Genomic DNA, 19,541 nt, shown 5'->3' with positions numbered 1-19,541 from the left:
AGGCCTTTAGAACTCCAGGATCTCTTTTTCTTTATGCTCGGCGAGCTTCCCGATCTCCTGGGTGTGGGAATCGGTCATTTTCTGCACCCGTTCGTGGAGCTTCTTGAACTCGTCCTCCGGGACCTCTTTCTTGATCTGGTCCAGGGACTTGTTGGCTTCCTGGCGGATGCCCCGCAAGGCCACCCGTCCCGTCTCGGCATGCTTGTGGACCAGCTTGACGAAGTCCTTGCGGCGTTCCTCGGTCAGGGGCGGCATGGAAAGCCGGATGACCTTGCCGTCGTTGTTGGGGGAAATGCCGATGTCGCTCTTCTGGAGGGCCTTCTCGATCTCGACCAGGGCCTGGGGGTCCCAGGGCTTCATCTCGAGGGTCCGGGCGTCGGGCACGGAAACACTGGCGACCTGGTTCAAGGGGACCAGGGAGCCGTAATACTCCACCTTGACGTGCTCCACCAGGGCGGCGGAGGCGCGGCCCGTTCGCACGGTGGCGAAATCCCGCTTGGTGGCCTCGATGGCCTTCTTCATCTTCGCTTCGGTCTCGTTGAGGATCTGGTTCGCGTCGGCCACGGTCAACCTCGATGGACTGGATTAGCTCTTGACGACGGTCCCGATCGGCTCGCCCAAAACAGCGCGGTGGATGTTCCCCGGTTTGCGCAGGTCGAAGACCACGATGGGGAGCTTGTTCTCCATGCAAAGCGTAAGGGCGGTGGTATCCATCACCTTCAGGCGCTTGTTGATGGCGTCGATGTAGGTGATGTTGGTGAACTTCTTGGCCTTGGGGTCCTTCTTCGGGTCGGCGCTGTAGATGCCGTCCACGTTGGTGGCCTTCAGGATGGCGTCGGCCCCGATCTCGATGGCCCGAAGGGCCGCCGCCGTATCGGTGGTGAAATAGGGGTTGCCCGTTCCTCCGGCGAAAATGACGATGCGGCCCTTTTCCATGTGGCGCAGGGCCCGGCGGCGGATGAAGGGCTCGGCCACCTTGGACATCTCGATGGCGCTCTGGACCCGAGTATGGGCCCCCTGCTGCTCCAAGGCGTTCTGGAGGGCCAGGGCATTGATGAGGGTAGCCAACATGCCCATGTAGTCGGAGGAGACCCGGTCCATCCCCATGCGCTCGCCGTCGGCGCCGCGATAGATGTTACCGCCGCCGATGACCAGGGCGATCTCCACGCCCGACCGCTGGACCTCAAAGACGGCCTTGGCGATGGAACGCACGACCTTCTCGTCGATGCGGTGTTGGCCGTCCCCGCCCAGGGCCTCGCCGGATATCTTCAACAACACCCGCCGGTAGCGGGGCTTGGTTTTGGGACGGGCAGGGGTCCGGGCCATGGCTTTCCTATTCCAGGTCTTCATTGAACGGCCAAACAGAGCAACCGGGGACTATTCCCCCAGCTGCATGCGGCTGAAGCGGCGGATCACCACGTTCTCACCCAGCTTGGCGGCCACTTCGGTGACGTAATCCTTCACGCTCTTCTTGGGCTCACGGATGTAGGGCTGGTCCATCAGGCAGACCTGCTTGTAGTAGCTCTCGATCTTCCCTTCGGCGATCTTGGCCTGCACCGCTTCGGGCTTCCCCGACTGCTTGGCCTCGTTCATATAGATGGCCTTTTCCTTCTCCACCTCGTCGGCCGGGACCTCGTCACGGCTCACGTACTTGGGCACGGAAGCGGCGACCTGCATGGCCAGTTCCTTGGCCAGGGACTGGAAATCGTCGGTGGCGGACACGAAATCGGTCTCGCAGTTCACCTCCACCAGCACACCCACCTTGCCGCTATGGATGTAGCTGCCGATGACGCCCTGATTGGCGCTGCGGCCCGAGCGCTTGGCCACTTGGGCCATGCCCTTCTCCCGCAGCCACACCACAGCCTTCTCGAAATCGCCCTTGGTCTCCGCCAGGGCCTTCTTGCAGTCCATCATGCCCGCGCCGGTCTTCTCGCGCAGGTCCTTCACGGCAGAAGCGGTGATCTCCATGTCATGGTTCCTTTGATCGGGGTTGGGCCCTGGGGGTCTTAATGGGCCGGTTTATCGTCGCGGACCCGCTTGGTGCGGATGCGCTCCACCTTCTCGTTGGCCAGTTCGTCGGCCAGGACCGAGACCGTCTCGGCGTCGCCGGCCAGGGTTTCGACGTTCGCCACCAGGAGCTCGGACTCTTCCTTTTGTTCCTCGGGAGTGGCGCCTTCTTCCGTCGCCGGGGCTTGTTCGGCCGCCGCCAGCATCTCCTCGCCCACTTCGGAGGGGCCCACGCCGCCTTCGGCGGAGACCTCACGGCCTTCCAGTTCCTTGGAACGGCCCTCGAGCACGGCCGAGGCCATGACCGAGGTCATGAGCTTGACGGCGCGGATGGCGTCGTCGTTGCCCGGGATGACCACGTCGATCTCGCCCGGGTCGCAGTTGGTGTCCACCACCGCCACGACGGGAATGCCCAGTTTGCGGGCTTCCTGCACGGCGATGTGTTCCTTCTTGGTGTCGATGACGAAGATGGCGCCCGGCAGCTTGTTGACGTTCTTGATGCCGCCCAGGGACCGGCTCAGTTTCTGCTTGTCCTTGTTCAGGCCGGCCTGTTCCTTCTTGGTGCGCTCGTTCATCTCCTGCTCGGAGATGCTCTCCAGCTCCTTCAGGTAGCCGATGGACTTCTTGATGGTGGTGAAATTGGTCAACATGCCGCCCAGCCAGCGGTAGTTGACGTAGGGCATGCCGCAGCGCTCCGCCTCTTCCTTGATGGCGTCCTGGGCCTGTTTCTTGGTGCCGACGAAGACGATGGTCTCACCGGAAGCGGCCAGGTCCTTTACGAACTGGTAAGCTTCCTTGAGTTTCTTGACGGTCTTTTGGAGGTCGATGATATGGATCCCATTGCGCTCCCCGAAGATATAGAGGGCCATTTTGGGATTCCAACGGCGGGTCTGGTGGCCGAAATGCACCCCAGCTTCCAACAACTGCTTCATCGAAACGGACATCATGATGCGGCTCCTTTAAGTTATTCCACCGCTTCCACCGACCGCGCGTTCCGCGGGCCCTTTCCCAACCCCTCGACCGCAAAGAACGCGCTCGGGGCCACTGAAAAGGACTTGGGTGAAGCGTGAGAGATGGGAGGCCCGAAGGCCATCCCGCTTCGGGGAAACAAGGTCCGAAAGCCGTGTAGTTATAGCATGGGGTTTATGGGGTCACAAGGGCCCGGGACCTTAAAAACAAGGCTCATTTAAGGGGTTGGGCCAGGCGTGGGGGGCGCCAACAACCCATGGGGTGGTTCCCCCGTCATCTGGAAGACCAGGGTCCTTCCATAGACCAGGTCCTCATGGCCGATCCAGGATTTTTTGTATTCCATCCCGTCCTTCCGCACCGAGTGCACATAGACGTTCCGGGGTGACCCGTTGATGGTCTTGAGGACCAGCCGCGCGCCCGGATAGACGCGGTTGTTCAAATGGATGTCCACCTGTTGGAAGAGGGGGCTTCCCAGGAAATACCGATCGCTGCCCGGACAGACCGGATAGAACCCGAGCGCGGAAAAGAGGTACCAAGCCGACATGGTCCCGCAATCGTCGTTGCCCGGGATGCCGTCGGGCGTGTCCTTATAGGAACTTTCCATCAGGGCCCGGACCTGTTGCTGGGTCCGCCAGGCTTCGCCCGGGACGGAATCGAAAAGATAGGGCCAGGAAAGGTCGGGCTCGTTGGCGGCATCGTAATGGCCCTTCTCGAAGCATTCCTGGAGCCTGGCCACGAAGGCCTCGGGCCCGCCCAAGAGCATCTGCAGGCCGTCCAGGTCCTGGGGGGCGTAGAAAAGATATTGCCAGGCCGTCCCCTCCACGTAACCCGGCCCGCCGTTGCCCGGCCAGCTCTGGTCGCAACAGGAGGCCTGGGGATCGAAGGGCGCGATCCAACTCCCGTCCCTTTTGCGTGCCTGCAGGAACCCGGTGGCCGGGTTGTAATAGTTGCGGTAATCGCCCGAAAGGACCATGTAACCCTTCGAGTCCTCGTCATGTCCCAGGTCCTTGGCCATTTGGGCCAGGCACCAATAGGCATAGGAATACTCCAGGCCCGTGGAGACCGAGCCCCAGATCCAGTCCCCCGAATCATCGTCCTTGGGGATATAGCCGAACTTCAAAAGGGACCGAAGCCCCCCATAGGTCTTGTTCCCCTCCGGGTCCAGGCTCTTCGCCATCGCCTGATAGGCCGCGTCCTGGTCGAAACGCTTGAGCCCTTGCCGGAAGGCGTCCAGGATCACCGGTACGGCCGGACACCCCACCATGACGCTGGTCTCGTTGCCCGCCAGTTCCCATTTCGGCAGCCAGCCGCTTTCCTGCTGCATGGCAACGAGGCTTTTGACCATATCCAAGGCCCGCGTGGGATAGAAAAGGCCCAAAAAGGGGTGGAGGTTCCGGTAGGTGTCCCAGAGGGAGAAGATGTGGTAACGATTGTAGCCGTCGGCGACCTTGACCCCCTTGTGGCCCATGGACGGATATTGCCCGTTCACGTCGGAAAAGAGGCTGGGGTGGATCAGGGAGTGGTAAAGGGCCGTGTAGAAGATGCGCAGCTGCCGGGGGGTGCCCCCGGTGATCTGGAATTCGGAGAGTTCCTTCTCCCATTTTTGGCGGGCCTGGGCGCGGACCCCCTCGAAATCCCATCCGGGGCATTCGGTCTGGAGGTTGAGTTCGGCGTTCTCCACGCTCACGAAAGAGATCCCCACCTTGGCCAGGACGGGCTCCTGGGCGGCGGTGGAAAAATGGAAGACGGCGCCCGTTGAAGGCCCGGTCCGTTCCTGATCCCCTCCCATCCGTTCCCCGCTCCAGGTCTCGAAGGACTGGGCCGCCTTGCTGAACTGGACACAAAAATAGATCCGCTGCTTGTTGCCGGAATAAACGCTGCAAAAATCGCCGCTTTCCGAATAACCCTCGACCAGGGTGGGCGAGACCACCTTGACGCTCGACTCGAAGGTCGGGCTTTTCAGGGTGACCGGATCGGTGGTCAAGCGGTGGCCCGCGTCCAAAAGGATGTTGGCGTCGCCCTTGCGGGCCGGGAAACTGAAAAGGAGCAATCCCACCCTTTCGGTGGCCGTCGCCTGGACCTGGATGCCGCTGTCCTTCAACAGGACCGAATAATAACCGGGCGACGCCATTTCCCCGCCATAAGCCGTTCCCCAGTTCGACGCGCCCGGTCGGACCGGACCCACGTTGGCCGTCAAAAGGACGTTCCCCAGGTCGGGACATCCCGTTCCGCTCAAGTGGAGTTGCCCGAACCCATAAAGGAACGGACGGCCCTGAACATAACCCGACGGCGCTTGGGGATCGTTGTGCGGTGAAACGGAGACCATGCCCCAGGGCACCAGGGCGCCGGGAAAAGTGTTGCCCCCGTTCGCGGTGCCGATGAAGGGATCCACGCGGTCGCAGACCGGGGCCGGGGCCGCGAGAAGACAAGCCGGAACGATCACCAGAACGTTCAACAAAAGGGCGAGGGACCTGCTGGCCAGGTTTTTCTTTCCCAATCGCCGGGAGGGGGGCTTAAAATGAATCGGCGTTTCAGGTCGGTCAGAGGTCCGGAACTTCCCGCCGGGGGCGTCGCCCCTTTGGAAAGCGCCCGGACGGCGGGTGCCTAAGATCATTATTCGTCCCTAGTTCGAGCCGGAATTCCTTCGGGGAGAGCCCTCTTGCACTTGCGGCCCCAATTATCCTCCATCCGCGCCCGCTTCGGATACCCCTATCACCAATGGATGACCCAGGAATTCGACCGTGCCGGTTGGAACCTGGTCCAAAAGAGCCTCTCCCAAAAACGCACCCACGATGTGACCCTCCTCATCGAGGGTCCCGACGGCCGCTTCGCCCTCATGAGCAAGCACAGCTATCCCCCCGGCATCTTCCGCTCCCCCTCGGGCGGTGTGCACCCGGGCGAGGATTTCGTCCAAGGCGCCCTTCGGGAAGCCATGGAGGAGACCGGACTTCGATGCGAACTCAAGCGGTTCCTGCTCCACGTGACGCTGGACATCAGCTTCGAGAAGGAAGTGGCCACCTGGGACACCTACGTCTTCCACGCCACCACGAAGGACACCCAGCTCAAACCCACGGACCTCAAGGAGGTCCGGGACACCAAATGGGTGGGACGGGAACACCTGCAATCCATGGTGACCATGCTCAAGGAGACCGGGAACGGGGGGCTCATCTACCGGGGCGATCTGACGGCCGCCACCTTATGGGCCCTGGACAATCCCTTGAGCCTGCGGGAGGGCGGCCCCAAGGACATGCCCGGCATCGCCCATTCGCTGCTGGCCAACAAGATCGCGGTAGCGGACCCCAGCCGGACCTTCTGGTGGATCGCCGAGGTCCAGGGGTTGTCCTCCGGGACGGTGGGCATCACCAGCCACGATGACTGCGCCGAATTGACCGGATTGACCGTGGATCCCCTTTTCCGGGGAAAGGGACTGGGGCATGCCATGGTGGAATACGCCTGCGACCAATGGACCAGCCCCTTGAAACGCAAGAAATTGACCGAGGGGAAGGTCATCCTCAATGACAAGCTCTGGTTATTGACCCCGACCCCCGCCTACTTCCTGCCGGTCAATTTCGTGCTGACCGATCCGCCCATGGTCCCCAAGAGCCTTAAGGAGCAGCAGACCGGCTTCCGGGCCAAGTGGGTGGGCATGCGGTATCAGCTTTACCGGATCTGACCTTCTCCTTTCAATTCGAGAGGGGTTTCTTCCGCCATTTGGAAAGCCACCCCGCCGTGAGCAAGGCCACCAAGAAGGCATAGACCAGGACCGGCAGGAAATGTTCCATCAGGATATGGAACAGGTTCCCGCTCGGGCAATGCAGGCTGACCGCGGCAAGCCCCATCAGGAAGGCCGAAGCCCCCGCCCAAAGTCCCGCCCGGAAAGGCCGCAAAGGCGCGGTCTTCTTGAGGAAGAAGAAAAGGATGGCCCCGAAAAGAACTCCCATCTCCAGGACCACCGCGAAGCAGGAATCGGGGGAAAGAACGGGGGTATAGACCTTCCATTCGCCCGGCAAGGCTAGGAAGGTCCAGGCCAGGGCGCATCCCCAGGCGAAAACTGCCGCCCAGAATTTCCACCGGCCCCGTCCCTCCTCGCCCGGAACCCCGGCCTCCAGGGCCCCATAGGCCGCCAAACCCGCCCCGACGAGCATGAGCAGGATGGCCCCCCAAAAGGAAAGGGCCCCCAGGTCGCTTCGAAGATGGAACTGGGCCAGGAAAAGCCCGAGCAGGGCGATGTTGAGGATGGCCCAGACCATCCATTGGAAGGTCAGGGAAACCGGCGGGGGGACGGGCTTCAGGTCGCGGGACAGGCGGTCCACCAGTTTCCGGTGGGCGGCGGGCATGGGGAACGAGGGTTTCTTTTTCTTCTTCATCGGTCCAACCGTTCCTTCAAAAGGATCTGTTTCAATCGGGCGTAACCCCGGTGGGCCCTCACCTTGAAGGCGCTCAGGGAGATCCCCAAGGACTTCGCCCCTTCCTCGGCGGTGCGTCCCTCCAGCTTCAGCATCACCACCGGGACCCGCAGGGTCTCGGGCAATTGGGCCAGGGCTCCCTGGAGCTCGTCCCCCAGTTCCCCGTCCTCTTTTTCCCGGGCCGGCGCCTCGGGAAGGGATTCCACCTGCAGTTCCCGTTCGGCGAATTTCCGGTCGCGGCCAATGGCGTCCAAAAAGGCGTGGTGGGCCAGGGTGAAGAGCCAGGGGGCGAAGGGCCGGTCCGTCATGTAGCTGTGGCGGGCCCGGTGGAAGGTGAAGAGCACTTCCTGGTAGACGTCGTCCACCAGGGACTTCCGGAACACCCGGCGCCGCACATAGCCGTAAAGCAGGGGGCCGATCTCATCGAGAAGGGTCCGGTAGGCTTCCTCGTCGCCCGCCTGGACCCTTTTCATCATCTCGGCCCAGGACCGCCATTGGGAAGGACTGGCTTTCAAATGGGCTCCTTGGCGTTACGGCCCGGGGGGTGGGAAGGTTACCTCAACCCAACAGGTCGAGGGCTTCCTTCAGTTCCATGAGCCGGCAGGTGTAGATGGGGGTATCCCGGACGGTGTATTTGGACCCCTCGGTCTCCCGCAGGGCCATGACCAGGTCCAGGAAATCCCCGGGCAGGTCGGTCTCGAAGGCGACCACGAAATCCTGGTCGTCCAGGCCGAAAGAATAAGTGGTGTTCAACTTCACTGAAGGGTACATGTTCCCCACCCGGATATGTTCGTCCATGACCCTTTGGCGGGCTTCCTTGGAGAGCAGGTACCATTCCCGGGTCTTCACGAAGGGATAGATGAAGATGTACTTGAACCGGCCGGGGTAGATATTGGTGCGCGATTCCTCGCTCCCGCCCACATGCTGGTGCTTGTCGATGTAGGTGCTTCGTTTGGTCATGGAAAGATAGGAGGCCGGGGTCTTGAGATAGGGTCCCAGGGCGCTCTTGGCCAGCGCGGAACTTTGGGCCTGGATGACGTCCAGGTCATAGCTGATGCGCCAGAGCATCAGGTCCACGTCGGCGCGGAAGCCCAAGGTCGAATAGGAGAGCAGGATCCCGTCCTTCTTGAAGCTTTCGGCCGCCTCCAGGAACGACTTTTTGGCTTTCTCCTTCTCGGCGGCGGGGAGCTTTTGGAAATCCTCGCTTAGTTTGTAGAAGGCGAAGGAAACGAATTGGCGCTTCATGGGTTCGGCCATGGGAAACCTCGGGATTTTTTTTGGAGGCCGTATTGTAGGGCAGGCGACCGGGAATTCAAAACCCTAATGGCCGGAGCGGCTCAGTCGTTGGGCTCGATGGTCAGGACCGAGGCGGGGACAAAACGCGGATCGGCAATGGGATAGCGCGTCCTCGTGGCCGGCCAAAGGGCGTCTTTCCAGGCGCGGGAGTTGTCCATGGAGAATTGGACCACCGCGCCCCCCTCCCCCCGGCCCATGAACTTGTCCAGGTCCTGGGCGGCGGTCCGTTCATAGAATTCCTTGTCGAAGGCCTCCTGGCCCTGTTCCTTGGGCGGAAGGACCCTTTGAAGGCCGATGGAAAAGGCGTAATCGCCCGGCGGGAAATCCGAGGGAATGAACAGGACGCGTTTTTCTTCCCGCAAGGTGCCGGGGCGGATCGCGGCAAAGCCCTCACCCGCCGGCTCATGCAGGTCGTGGAACCAGAAATTGCCGTTCTTCATCCAATAGCTCCCATGCCGGTCGATGAAGAGCCCGACGACCAGGTCCGTGCGGTCCTGGGGGGAAGGCCGGCGCCTCACCCATTGGTAATGGATCTCCACGATCCCCCCGGCCTTGACCCTTTGGGGCACGATCCCGACGCCCACCAGGTCCAATCCGCCCCAGGAAGCCAAAGGCACGGTCTTGGGCGCGGGAAGCACCGGGGCGCGCATGCCTGCCGGAACGACCTTCAAGAGCGGACCCCAAGGCTGATAACCCCATGGGGGCGGCAAGGCCCAGGTCCGTGTGACGTAAAGGGGCCTTCCCTCGCGGAGCGCTTCCTCGATCCTGGGCCTGACCCGGTCGGGAGCGGTTCCCGGCTCCAACACTTCCACATCTCCCCGGAAACCGAAGGATTGCTGGTAGCCCACCACCGGGAAATATTCGTTCTCCTCCGTGGGCACGTAGAGGGCCTTGGGCTCCAGGATGGTCAGGAGGTCCTGGGCGTAATCCTGCGCGCCCCTTTCTTTCTTTTTCTCCCAAAGCGCCGGTGCGTTGGTCAATTGGGCCAGGAGGAAGGCGGGGAGAAGGAGCTTGGCCGCGAAGGAACCCCAGGACCCCTTCGACCCCAGCCCTTCCAACCATCCCAGGCCCAGGCAGGCCAACCAGCCGGCGAAGACCCATCCCAAAAGGGTCTGGTGGGACTCGAAGGTGGGATAAGGGATCGTGAAGACGAAGAGCCCTTCAAGTCCTCCCCATCCCAGGGCCACCCAGAGGAATCCCGGCACCCTATCCCGGCGGGAGAAGAGGAGAAAGAGACCGGCGAGCAGCAAGAGGACCCCAAAAAGCGTCAGGTCGTTCCAGGCGTGCAACGCCATCTGCTTGAGGGTGGAGGCGATGGAATCCAGGGTCACCGTCCCCACGAATTTGGAGAACTTCAGGGCGAATACATGGCGGAACCATTCCAGGGGGGTCGCCACGGGCCCGAAAGCGATCGGTGGATGCAGGGCCGAGCGCAAAGGCAGATAAAGGGCGGTGCTTCGGCCCAAGGCGAAGAAGGGGGCCAGCCGGAGGAACTGCGCGAAGGAACGGTCCTTCCTCCCCCACCATTCCCACAGGAAAAGCAGTCCCACGAAGGGCAGGGCGAAGAATTGGGTCGGGCGGAAGACCGTGGCCGTCCCCATCACTAGGGCGGCCAAGTACCACTTTCCCGGCCTTGGGAGCCCCAATACCCAGACCAGCAACGTGCCCAAGAGGATATGGAGGGCATAGACCAGGGGCGTCAAGGAATAGCGCCACCAGGGCAGGCTCAGGCTCCAGCAAAGGGTCAATAAAAGGAGATGGGAACGCGTCCATCCGCTCAAAGGTCCCCGGGAAAGGGCCATCAGCCGCGACCCCACCAGGAAGAAAAGACAGGAAGCCAGGGACGAGAGCACCGCGGAAAGGAAGGCCAGCTTCCAGGCCGGTGTTCCCCAAGGGAGAAGAAGAAAGACCTTGCCCAGGAGGTGGAAAAGGACCTGGCCCGAAGGGTGGGAGATGCCGAGGCAGACCGTGGTCCCCACCATCTCACCCGTGTCATACCAGCCGATGAAGGGGGAAACGAGGAAGGAATTCAGCAGGACGAGCCCCGTGAAAAGCGGGAGGACCCAGGGCCAAGCCCTGGGGGAGTTCGCGGCTTTCGACCTCAAGGGTGGCCCTGCAACCGGTCGATGTTCGGTTGGACCTGGCCCGAGGGGTCCTCTTGATCGATGTTCTTGAGCATTTGCCGGGCATCCTCATAGGTGTGCAGGGCCTCGGTCCGGCGGCCCAAAGCTTCCAAGGCCTGGGCCTTGGCGAAATAGGCCGGGAGGAAATAGGGGAATTGGTCGATGGCCTGTTGGGCGGGCCCCACCGCTTCCTTGGCCCGACCCAGGCGGGTGAGGATCCGGGCCAGTTCGGTGAAATGGGTGGGCACCCGCGGGCCTTCCGCGACCAATTTTTTCTGAAGTTCCAGGGCCTGGGACCAACGCCCCCGCTGGAGCAGGCTTTGGATGCGGTTGGTCTTGGGCTCCTCGGTATAGGGCGAGTAATGGAGGGCCGTCTGGAAATCCTCGTCGGCTTCGTTGAAGAATTTTTCCCTTTCGTCATGGTCCTTGGCCGAGAGGCCCCGATAGACTTCCACCGCTCCCAGGGAATTCCAGGGATCGTCGTTGTTCGGCCGGAAGGCCAGGCTCCGCCGGGCGAAGTCTTCGGCCCCCGCCCAATCCCCCCGGTTCTGGGCGAGGACGCTCCTGAGGTCGTAAAGGCGCGAGAGGCCGTCCCGCACCGTGCCCACCCCCAGGGCCCAGGACACGAAAAGGAAAGCGGCCGTGGTCATTCCCCAGAAGGGCAGGGGAGCGAACTTCAGGTCCGCCGACATGGGTTCGACCGCCCCCTTCTCCCGCAGGGCGAAGGTGACGAAGCCCAGCAGGATCAGCCGGTGGGACCATTCGTGGAAAGTGAAGTCCACGCAATTGTGGAGGGCCTCGAAAACGAGGAGGTAGAAGGTGAACTCGGCCGTCGAGCCCCGGGAGGTCAGGAGCCGGTGGGTGGGGCGGGCCCCCCCGGAGGGCCGGAAGGCCGCCAACAGGACCGCCAAAAGCAACAGCACCAGCAGGAGCGCCGGCAGACCGCATTCGGCGGCCACCTGCAGGAACTCGTTATGGGCGAAGGGGTTGGAGGTGTTCCAAAGGCTGGCCGGACGGAAATAAGGATAGACATCCCCGTAGGTCCCGGGGCCGAAACCGAAGAGGGGCTGGGCCTTGATCATCTTCAGGGTGCTGAGCCAGACATCCAGCCGGAAATAGGCGCGGGGGTCGATGGCATCCCCGTTCAAGAGACGGTTCACCATCAACGACACCGAGGCCCCTAAGAAAAGGACCGCGCCCCCGAAGATGGACCATTGTTTCATTTTCCAGCGGACCAAGTGCTGTTCCACCTCCCGCATGTTCAGGACGAGATAAAGCACCACCGCCAGGGTCATGGCCGCGAAGGCCCCCCGGCTTTCGGTCAAGCCCCAAACGACCAAGAGGAAACCCAGGGTCCACCAAGGCACCCGGCGCCCATGGAGTTTTTGGTAGGCCCCCCAAAGGAGCGCCATGCCGAGATAGCCTGCCGCGATGTTCTGGTTCGGAAAGGTCCCTTGCCGCAGGAGGTTCAAGGCGTCGATGTGGAGCAGATGCAAGTTGGTGCCGACCACGTCCGCCAGGACGAAAAGGGCGGCCACCAGGGCGGTCCCGAAGAAGAGCCACTCGAACCGCTCGAAGATCCAGGGCTTTTCGCTCCACAGGAGCCGCAGGCCGGACCAGAAGAGCAACAGGGCCAGGAAGCCGCGGAAGGAATAAAAAGCCTGGAAGGATGTCGCCGAGGTCAAAGCGGCCAAAAGCACCCAGACGGCGAGGAGAAAAAGGAGGATATCGGCGGAATCCAACTGGACCTGGAAAGGGCTTTTCACGCCCTTCAGGGCGTGGGCCATGACGACGATGAAAAAGAGGGCCGCGGCCCAGCGAAGAAGGAAGTCCTGGGTCAGCCAAAGAGGCATGGGGCCGTAGGGCACCAAGGTGACCAGAGGAAGGAGGAAGAGAAAAAGGCCCCCGATCCCAAGGGTCGGGGCCTTGGGGGCCGTTCGCGATGCGGAGGATGCCATGCCCTTATTCTAAAGGGCTCCCTTGGGACGGGCGAGGGAAGAAATGCTCAAAAGCCGATGCGGCTCCCCAGGTCCACCTGGTGGGAACTCAGGCCCGCGCGGCCGAACTGGCCCTGGTAATCAGCGAAGAACCGCAGGTCCTTGTGGACCGTCAGGTCCGCGCCCGCCGAAGCCAGGAACCCATCCTTGCCGACCACGGGACCGGCGACGGTGAAGACGTCGCCCGTCCCCATCCCCGCCTGGAAGGTGCCACCCTGATAGTCGAACTCGTGCTCGTAGCCGACCTTGATCCCCGGCGTCAGGACAGCGCCTCCCGCCAGTTTGAGATCCCCGCTGGCCTGTAAACCGGCCTGGCCGAGCAACGAATCATTGGATTGGGAGGGATAGGTCAGGGGCGCCTGGGAGCCGGACTCGCTGAAGGCGTTCACCTGTACCAAGGTATATTGCAGGGCGCCATAGGGACCCAAATGGACCTGCTTCATATCGATGGCGTAGCCCAGTTCCAGGGCCCCGTCGAACTGGGTCCCTTGGGGGGTGCCGGTCGCGATCCCGTTGTAGCCGGTCCTCTTGGTGCGGTAGTTGTGGAGCCCACCCTCGGCCAATCCCTCGGCGTAGAACCCCTCCGAATAGACCATGCCATAGACCCCGCCCTGGACCTCGTCATCGGCCAGGGTGCCGCCGGACCCGAAGGTCACATCGCCATGCTGATAGCTCAAAAGGAATCCGGCGGCGGCCTCCCGGGACAGGCGAATATCGAGCCCCGCCGCGGTCAAGCCGAAGGAAGTGGTCTTGTAGCCGGAGGCGTTGGCGTCGGCGTCCACCTGGTAAAGGCCTCCATTGGCGGCGACGAAGCCGCTCCATTCCTCACGGTTCTTGCCGGCCAAGGCCCTTTCCCGGGTGGCCGGCAGGTTGGCGGCGAAAAGGGTTTCCCCATTCCAGGAAAACCCGGGCAGCCAAAGGGTCCCATCCACATCCTGCCGCAATTGCTCCAGACGGTGGCTTACCGCGTCGAAGCGGGCGGCCGCGCCCTGGAACCCGATCGAATAAAGGGAGACAAGATCCTCGGGCGACAATTCGGTCAGGGCGGTGCGAAGGTCCGGGTCCGCCAAGGTCCCCAGGAAAGACATCAGGCCGTTCAACTGGGGCTTGAAGACCACCTGGTCTAGGTCCTCCCCGATGGCCGCCTGATTGGGGGTGAGGGCCGCGGTCCGGAAGGATGGATTGATGGAAAGGAGCTCCACCGCGTTGGAAAGATAGATGGGGAGCAGGCGGATCCCGGCGCTCAGGTTCTCCACCACATCCTGAAACTCGCCCGAGACCGTTCCACCGGAGGCGAGGAGCAGGACCGCGTTCCCAATGGGCGCGGCCGTCAAACCACCATAGGAAAAGAGGGACAAGGTCCCATCCAGGGACATGTCGCCAATGACGGTCATCTTGTCGAAAGAAGAAATGCCGGACCCGCCCAATCCCATGTTCAAGGTCCCCGAAGCCGTCTGGGTATAGTCGGCGCCCAGTTGGACGGTCAGGGGCCCGCCCGTCGTCCGCAATTGAGCTGCGTTGTAGACATTTCCACCTCCCAAGGCGTTCGCGGACCCCAGGCTCAGGGTCCCTCCCAGGATGGAGGTGCCACCGGTGAAGGTGCTGGCGGCGGTGAGGACCAGGTTCCCCGTCCCCACCTTGGCGACCGACCCCAATTGTTGGAAGAGACCCGCAAAAGTGGTGCTTTGTCCATTGGAGCCGATGGCCAGGGTTCCGGTCCCCAAAAGGACATCCCCCGTCCCCGTCAAGGACCCGATGGTCACGGTCCCCGTGGCGCCACCGATGTTCAGGATGCCCTGGGTGCCGCTGGAAAGCAGGTTGAAAGCGGCCGTCCCGCCGGAAGCGCTTCCCGTGAAAAGGACCGTGGCCCCGGCGGCGTCCACCACCTGGGCGGACCCCGCCGTCGAAGTCCCCGTGAAGGCCAGGATCGAGTTGTTGGTCACTGAGGCCGTTCCTGCGCTGGAGGAGTTGGCGAAGACCAAGGAAGCCCCCGCGTTGTTCACGATGGTCGTGGCCGAGGCATTGGCCGAATTCAGGTAGGTCAGGAGCGACCCACTCCCCACTTGGACGATCCCCACTCCCAGGGTTCCTCCCGTGTCGACCGCCAGGGTCCCGGCCAAGACCGAGGTCCCCCCGCCATAACTATTGGCGCCGCCCAGCACAAGGGTGGCCCCGGAGGTCTTTTGGAGGTTCTCCGAACCCGTCAGAGTGCCCGTGAAAAGCCCTTGGGATATTTGCAGGACGGCGCTGCCGCCCATGTTCACGCTTCCCGACCCGTCCAAGTTCCCGATGGTGGCGAAAGCCTGGCCGTTCGCCCCCGCGCTCCCGCTGGTGCCGGCCAAACCGCCCGAACCACCGGCGCCGCCGGAAATATTGAGGACGTTGCCCGAAGCCAGCGTGACCGAACCCACCGAAAGGGTAACGTTCCCGCCCGACCCTCCGTCACCGCCCGTTCCGCCGGAGGCCACCGCCCCACCGCCCCCGCCTGTGCCGCCCGTCAGGTTCAGGTTGGAACCCGTTCCCAAGGCCAGGCTTCCCAAGGTCACGGATAGGTCGCCGCCGTTCCCTCCCGCTCCGCCGGTCCCGCCGCTATTGGCCGTTCCCCCGACCCCGCCGAACCCGCTGGATAAGGACAGGATGGTGTTGGTGCCGACGGCCAAGGTCCCGAGATGGAAGGTGGTATCGCCGCCCGCGCCTCCATCGCCTATTCCCGCTCCCGAGGAGCCTGAACCGCCCGCGCCACCCAGGACCTTGAAAGTGGAAGCGGACAGGATCTCGAGATCCGTCAGGGAGACCGAGGCCGAACCACCGTTCCCGCCGTCACCGCCCGGGCCCGAGGCCAAGGGAGCCAAATTCCCCCCATTGCCGCCCAGTACCTGGAAACTCGAACCGGGGCCGTTGATGGTGATGCTCCCGCCGGCCAATGTGGCGTTCCCACCCTGGCCGGCCGAATTGACCGCCCCACCTCCGTTGCCTCCCGCGATCTTGAGGTTGGAACCACCGGTCCCGATGAAAGAACCGATCGAGGCGAAAGCCGAACCACCGTTCCCGGAAAGGCTGGGACCATTCCCGCCCTGGCCGCCCAGGACGTTGAATCCCTGCGTCAACCCCAGGGTCCCGACCAGGGCCGTGGCCGCGCCACCGTTACCCGCGGTCAAGGCGGACCCGCCATCGCCGGCCTGGACATAGAAGTTGCCGAAAGGCCCGCTGTTCACGAAACCATAAGAGACCGAGGCCGACCCCCCGTCCCCTCCCTGATGGCCCGTCCCGCTCCCCAGGTCGGTCACCGACCCACCGTTGCCCCCCAGGACCTGAAAGATGCTCCCTGCCATGACCAAAGAAGTCCCTGTTAGATAAGCGTTCCCTCCGTTGCCGCCCATGTCATTGGAACCACTCGTGTCGGTCACCGCGCCCCCAGCGCCGCCCTTGATGACCCAGCCATTGTTGACCGTGAGAAAACCGATCGTGACCCCGTTATTGCCGCCGTCACCCGCGGTAAAACCCGATCCCCCCGAAAGAGTGGTATCGGTCACGCTTCCCGCCCAGAGGTTCGTGAAATAACTGCCGTTCTGGACCCAAGAGCCGGCGGTCACTGACATGTCGAGACCGGATCCCGAGGTTCCCGTATCCTGGAAGAAGAAATGGTCCTGCTGATTGAGGGCCCCCTGGACCAGGAACTGGCTTTGGGCGCTGTTCTGCCCGAAGAGGTTCAGCGGATCGCCTTGGAGGGTGACATTGGAGGAACCCAGGACCGGGAGGGGCTGGGTAAGGGTCACGTTCGCCGAACCGTTATCGATACTGATGGCGCCGTCCCCGGCCGCGTTGAGGGAAGTGACCGCCCATCCGAGCGAATTGGCGCTTTGGTCCCCGGCACTGGTGGTCACGGTGAAGACCGATTGGGCTTGAAGGAACCCGGCGGACAGGGACAAGAGTCCCGCCAGGAGGATGGACCAGGAACGATTCAAGGAAACTGGGTTCAAAGGGGACCTCAAGGGCGGGAATGGGCGGCCCGGATATTTTACCCTCAACAGCCCTGTGGGGCGGAAGGGAAGAGGAAAAAGGCCTGGTTCAGGGCAGGAAAACCCGCCGATAGTTCCCTTCGATTTCCTTGAGCATTTCCCGGATCAAAAATGTGCCTTTTAGGGCCCGCTTCCCGGCTTGGCCCATCTTGCGGGCTTTGGCCGGGTCCTTGAGGAGCAACGATAAACTGACCGCCATGGCCCCCGGCTCACCCGGTGCATGGAGGAAACCTGTGATCCCATGGCGGACCGCCTCGGGCGTGCCCGAGACCGCGGTGGCCACCACGGGCTTCCCCGCCGCCATGGCCTGCAGGACCACCCGGGGCAAGCCTTCATAAAGGGAGGTCAGGAGAAGGACATCGCAAGCCCCCAACAGGGCCCCCACATCCTCCCGCCAACCCAACAAGCGGAAGTTGTCCTCCAACCCTTTGGACCGGATCGAAGCCCGGACCTTTCCCATCATGGGACCATCCCCCGCCCAAAGAAAAAGGGCCTTGGGCACTTCCTTCGCTAATTTTTCGGCGACGGCCACCACTTCGAAAGGAGATTTTTGTTTCTTGAAATTGGAGAGCACCAGGACCGTGGGGCGGCCTTCGGACCTGAACTCACGGCGGGCCAGGGCCGCCTGCGCCCGGCCGGCCTGGTAAAGCTTGGGATCGATGCCGCTGTGGATGACGCGATATTGTTCCGGCCGTCCGATACCGGCTTTCAGTCCCGTTTCCACATTCTCCCGGCTGACCGCGATCAGGACATCGGTGAACCCGGCGGCCCAACGCTCGAGGGCCTGATAGAGCCATTTCACCGGAAGGAATTGGCCCGGGTAAAAACCCCAGCCATGGACCGTATGGAGGATGGCCTTCACCCCCGCCCGCTTGGCGGCCAAGCGGCCCAGGATGCCCGCCTTGGAACTGTGGGTGTGGACCAGGTCCACCTTTTCGGCCCGCAGGATGGCTTCGATCCGTTGCAAAGCCTGGTGGTCCCAATAGGGCCGGATGGGGTGCTTCAGTTCCGGAAGGAAGTAGGTCTTACAACCGGGGATCTTCTGGGCCGCCCCGTCCAGGTAGCCGCCCTCCCCGCTGATGAGAAGGACCTCGTACTTTTTACGGTCGTGATGGGCGCAGCAATAGAGGGTGTTCTGCTGGGCTCCGCCCAGTTCCAGGCGGGTGATGATGTGGGCGATCTTCATCTTTTTGGGCAAGTGGACCTCAAGTCCCCTGGGGATCGGGTCCCTCCCCCAACGGCATCTGGTCGCTCTTCCCGGCCTTGGAACCCTTGGACTTGCGCTGGGCCTTCTTATGGGCCTTCTCGTCGGCCTTGGCCTCGGCCAGCACGGACGCATCAACCGCTTCCAGCGGTTTCACCTGGGCCTTGATGGATTGCTCCTCGTCCTCGGCATGGACGAACTTTTCCATCCATTCCCATTGGCGGCGCAAACCGTCCCGCAGGGGGGTCAAGGGCTTGGTCCCGAAGACCTGTTCCAAACGGGTCGTATCGGCCCGGGTCGAGAAGACGTCGCCCTTCTGCCGTTCCAGGAAGGTTTTGGGGCAGGTCTTGCCGCTGATCTCTTCCAGGATCGCCACCGCTTCCAAAAGGGTGCAGGGCGAACCGCCCCCCACGTTGACCACTTGACCCACGGCGGGCTCGTGGGTGACCGAGGCCGCGATGATCTCCACCACGTCGTCCACATAGGTGAAATCACGCACCTGGCGGCCGTCGCCGTAGATGGTCAGGGCCGCGTCATGGAGGATGCTGTGGCAGAAACGGTTGAAGGCCATGTCGGGCCGCTGGCCCGGGCCATAGACCGAGAAGAACCTCAGGGCGACCGTGGGCATCTTGTATTCCTGGTGGTAGATCTGCACCAGGTTCTCGGCGGCCAGCTTGGTGACCCCATAGGGGCTGCGGGGCCGGCAGCGCATTTCCTCGTTCAGGACGGCCACTTCCTCGCCTTCCTTGGGGGGGATATCGCCATAGACCGACGAGGAAGAGGCATAAACGAAACGCTTGAGCTTGTTCCCCTTGGATTCCTCCAGGAGCTTTTGGGTGGTCTGGATGTTGTTGGCGATATAGCGGTTGAAGGAGGAGCCCCAGGAGCCCCGTACGCCGGGCTGGCCGGCCAAGTGCACGATGGCTTCGGTGCCCTTGACCACCTTCACCAGGGCCATCTCGGACAGGTTGTCCTCCACCAGCTTGAAGCGGGGATCGAGGAGCACCGACATGAGGTTCTTCTCTTTTTGGCTGCGGGAATAATAAACGTCGAAATTATCGACCCCGGTCACCTCATGGCCGTCCTTCAAAAGACGTTCCACGACGTGGGAACCGATGAAGCCCGCGGCACCTGTGACGAGAATTTTCATGAGGACCCTATTCTCCTTGAGAGATCATTTTACCCCGGATGGGGATCAGGAAATTTCCTCTAAAACCAGCACCCGCAGATACTCCGTCTCGGGGATGGACAACACGATGGGATGGTCCTGGGGCTGGGTCAGCCGTTCCACCAGCCGGAAGGACCGGCCCGTCTCCTCCACCGCCTCCCGCACGACCCCTTCGAGGACCGTCCAGGAGAAATGGTGGGAGCAACTGGCCGCCACCAGGTAGCCGCCCGGGTTCAGGATATCCAGGGCCTGGGCCGTGAGCCGCTTGAAGGCCGTGCGGCCTTGGGGAAGATCGTGCACGCTTTTGGCGATCGGCGGCGGGTCCAGGATGATGCCGTCGTAGGACGCCCCC

Annotated in this window: 14 protein-coding genes and 1 pseudogene; 1 reads left to right on the top strand and 14 read right to left on the bottom strand. The window is 62.7% G+C overall.

Features of this window, described 5'->3' with window-relative positions; translation table 11 throughout:
• Positions 1-6: 6 nt before the first annotated feature.
• From frr to VHE12_08165, 5 genes and pseudogenes are all read right to left on the bottom strand, one after another.
• Positions 7-522, bottom strand: a complete 516-nt coding sequence (gene frr, locus VHE12_08185) for a ribosome recycling factor (protein HVZ80761.1) — start codon at positions 520-522, stop codon at positions 7-9.
• A gap of 63 nt (positions 523-585) precedes the next feature.
• Positions 586-1,326 (bottom strand): UMP kinase, encoded by a 741-nt coding sequence (pyrH, locus tag VHE12_08180; protein ID HVZ80760.1) that lies wholly within the window; start codon positions 1,324-1,326, stop codon positions 586-588.
• A gap of 51 nt (positions 1,327-1,377) precedes the next feature.
• Complete coding sequence (tsf, locus tag VHE12_08175) at positions 1,378-1,968, bottom strand: translation elongation factor Ts (protein HVZ80759.1); 591 nt, start codon at positions 1,966-1,968, stop codon at positions 1,378-1,380.
• Positions 1,969-2,285: 317 nt separating this feature from the next.
• A pseudogene (gene rpsB / locus VHE12_08170) lies at positions 2,286-2,954 on the bottom strand (30S ribosomal protein S2).
• 239 nt (positions 2,955-3,193) lie between these two features.
• Positions 3,194-5,473, bottom strand: coding sequence for a GH92 family glycosyl hydrolase (locus VHE12_08165; GenBank protein ID HVZ80758.1), 2,280 nt, complete (start codon positions 5,471-5,473; stop codon positions 3,194-3,196).
• Positions 5,474-5,635: 162 nt separating this feature from the next.
• Between VHE12_08165 and VHE12_08160 the strand changes: the two genes are divergently transcribed.
• Complete coding sequence (locus VHE12_08160; GenBank protein HVZ80757.1) at positions 5,636-6,649, top strand: GNAT family N-acetyltransferase; 1,014 nt, start codon at positions 5,636-5,638, stop codon at positions 6,647-6,649.
• A gap of 10 nt (positions 6,650-6,659) precedes the next feature.
• Here the strand turns inward: VHE12_08160 and VHE12_08155 are convergent, their stop codons facing one another.
• The 9 genes from VHE12_08155 to VHE12_08115 all read right to left on the bottom strand — a co-directional run.
• Positions 6,660-7,343: an NrsF family protein gene (locus tag VHE12_08155; GenBank protein ID HVZ80756.1), complete on the bottom strand. Its 684-nt coding sequence runs from the start codon at positions 7,341-7,343 to the stop codon at positions 6,660-6,662.
• Entirely contained in the window at positions 7,340-7,897 is a 558-nt protein-coding gene (locus VHE12_08150; GenBank protein ID HVZ80755.1) for an RNA polymerase sigma factor, read from the bottom strand. Before VHE12_08150 ends, VHE12_08155 begins: the two co-directional genes overlap by 4 nt.
• 43 nt (positions 7,898-7,940) lie before the next feature.
• A complete protein-coding gene (locus tag VHE12_08145) occupies positions 7,941-8,639 on the bottom strand; it encodes a chlorite dismutase family protein (GenBank protein HVZ80754.1) in 699 nt (232 codons plus the stop codon).
• A gap of 80 nt (positions 8,640-8,719) precedes the next feature.
• The gene (locus VHE12_08140; protein HVZ80753.1) at positions 8,720-10,783 is read right to left on the bottom strand and encodes a DUF2723 domain-containing protein; all 2,064 of its coding nucleotides are present in this window, start codon (positions 10,781-10,783) and stop codon (positions 8,720-8,722) included.
• Entirely contained in the window at positions 10,780-12,759 is a 1,980-nt protein-coding gene (locus VHE12_08135; protein ID HVZ80752.1) for an O-antigen ligase family protein, read from the bottom strand. Before VHE12_08135 ends, VHE12_08140 begins: the two co-directional genes overlap by 4 nt.
• Positions 12,760-12,806: 47 nt before the next feature.
• Complete coding sequence (locus tag VHE12_08130; GenBank protein ID HVZ80751.1) at positions 12,807-16,763, bottom strand: autotransporter domain-containing protein; 3,957 nt, start codon at positions 16,761-16,763, stop codon at positions 12,807-12,809.
• Between the two features lie 103 nt (positions 16,764-16,866).
• Positions 16,867-18,015: a glycosyltransferase family 4 protein gene (locus tag VHE12_08125; GenBank protein ID HVZ80750.1), complete on the bottom strand. Its 1,149-nt coding sequence runs from the start codon at positions 18,013-18,015 to the stop codon at positions 16,867-16,869.
• Positions 18,016-18,022: 7 nt separating this feature from the next.
• Positions 18,023-19,171: an NAD-dependent epimerase/dehydratase family protein gene (locus VHE12_08120; protein ID HVZ80749.1), complete on the bottom strand. Its 1,149-nt coding sequence runs from the start codon at positions 19,169-19,171 to the stop codon at positions 18,023-18,025.
• 45 nt (positions 19,172-19,216) lie between these two features.
• On the bottom strand, positions 19,217-19,541 hold a 325-nt coding region (locus VHE12_08115; protein ID HVZ80748.1), incomplete at its 5' end, for a hypothetical protein.

This window comes from bacterium, assembly GCA_035549195.1.
Taxonomy (GTDB): Bacteria; Oederibacteriota; Muellerivitia; order Muellerivitales; family Muellerivitaceae; genus DASZRK01.
This window is presented reverse-complemented; position numbering and strand designations above follow the sequence as displayed.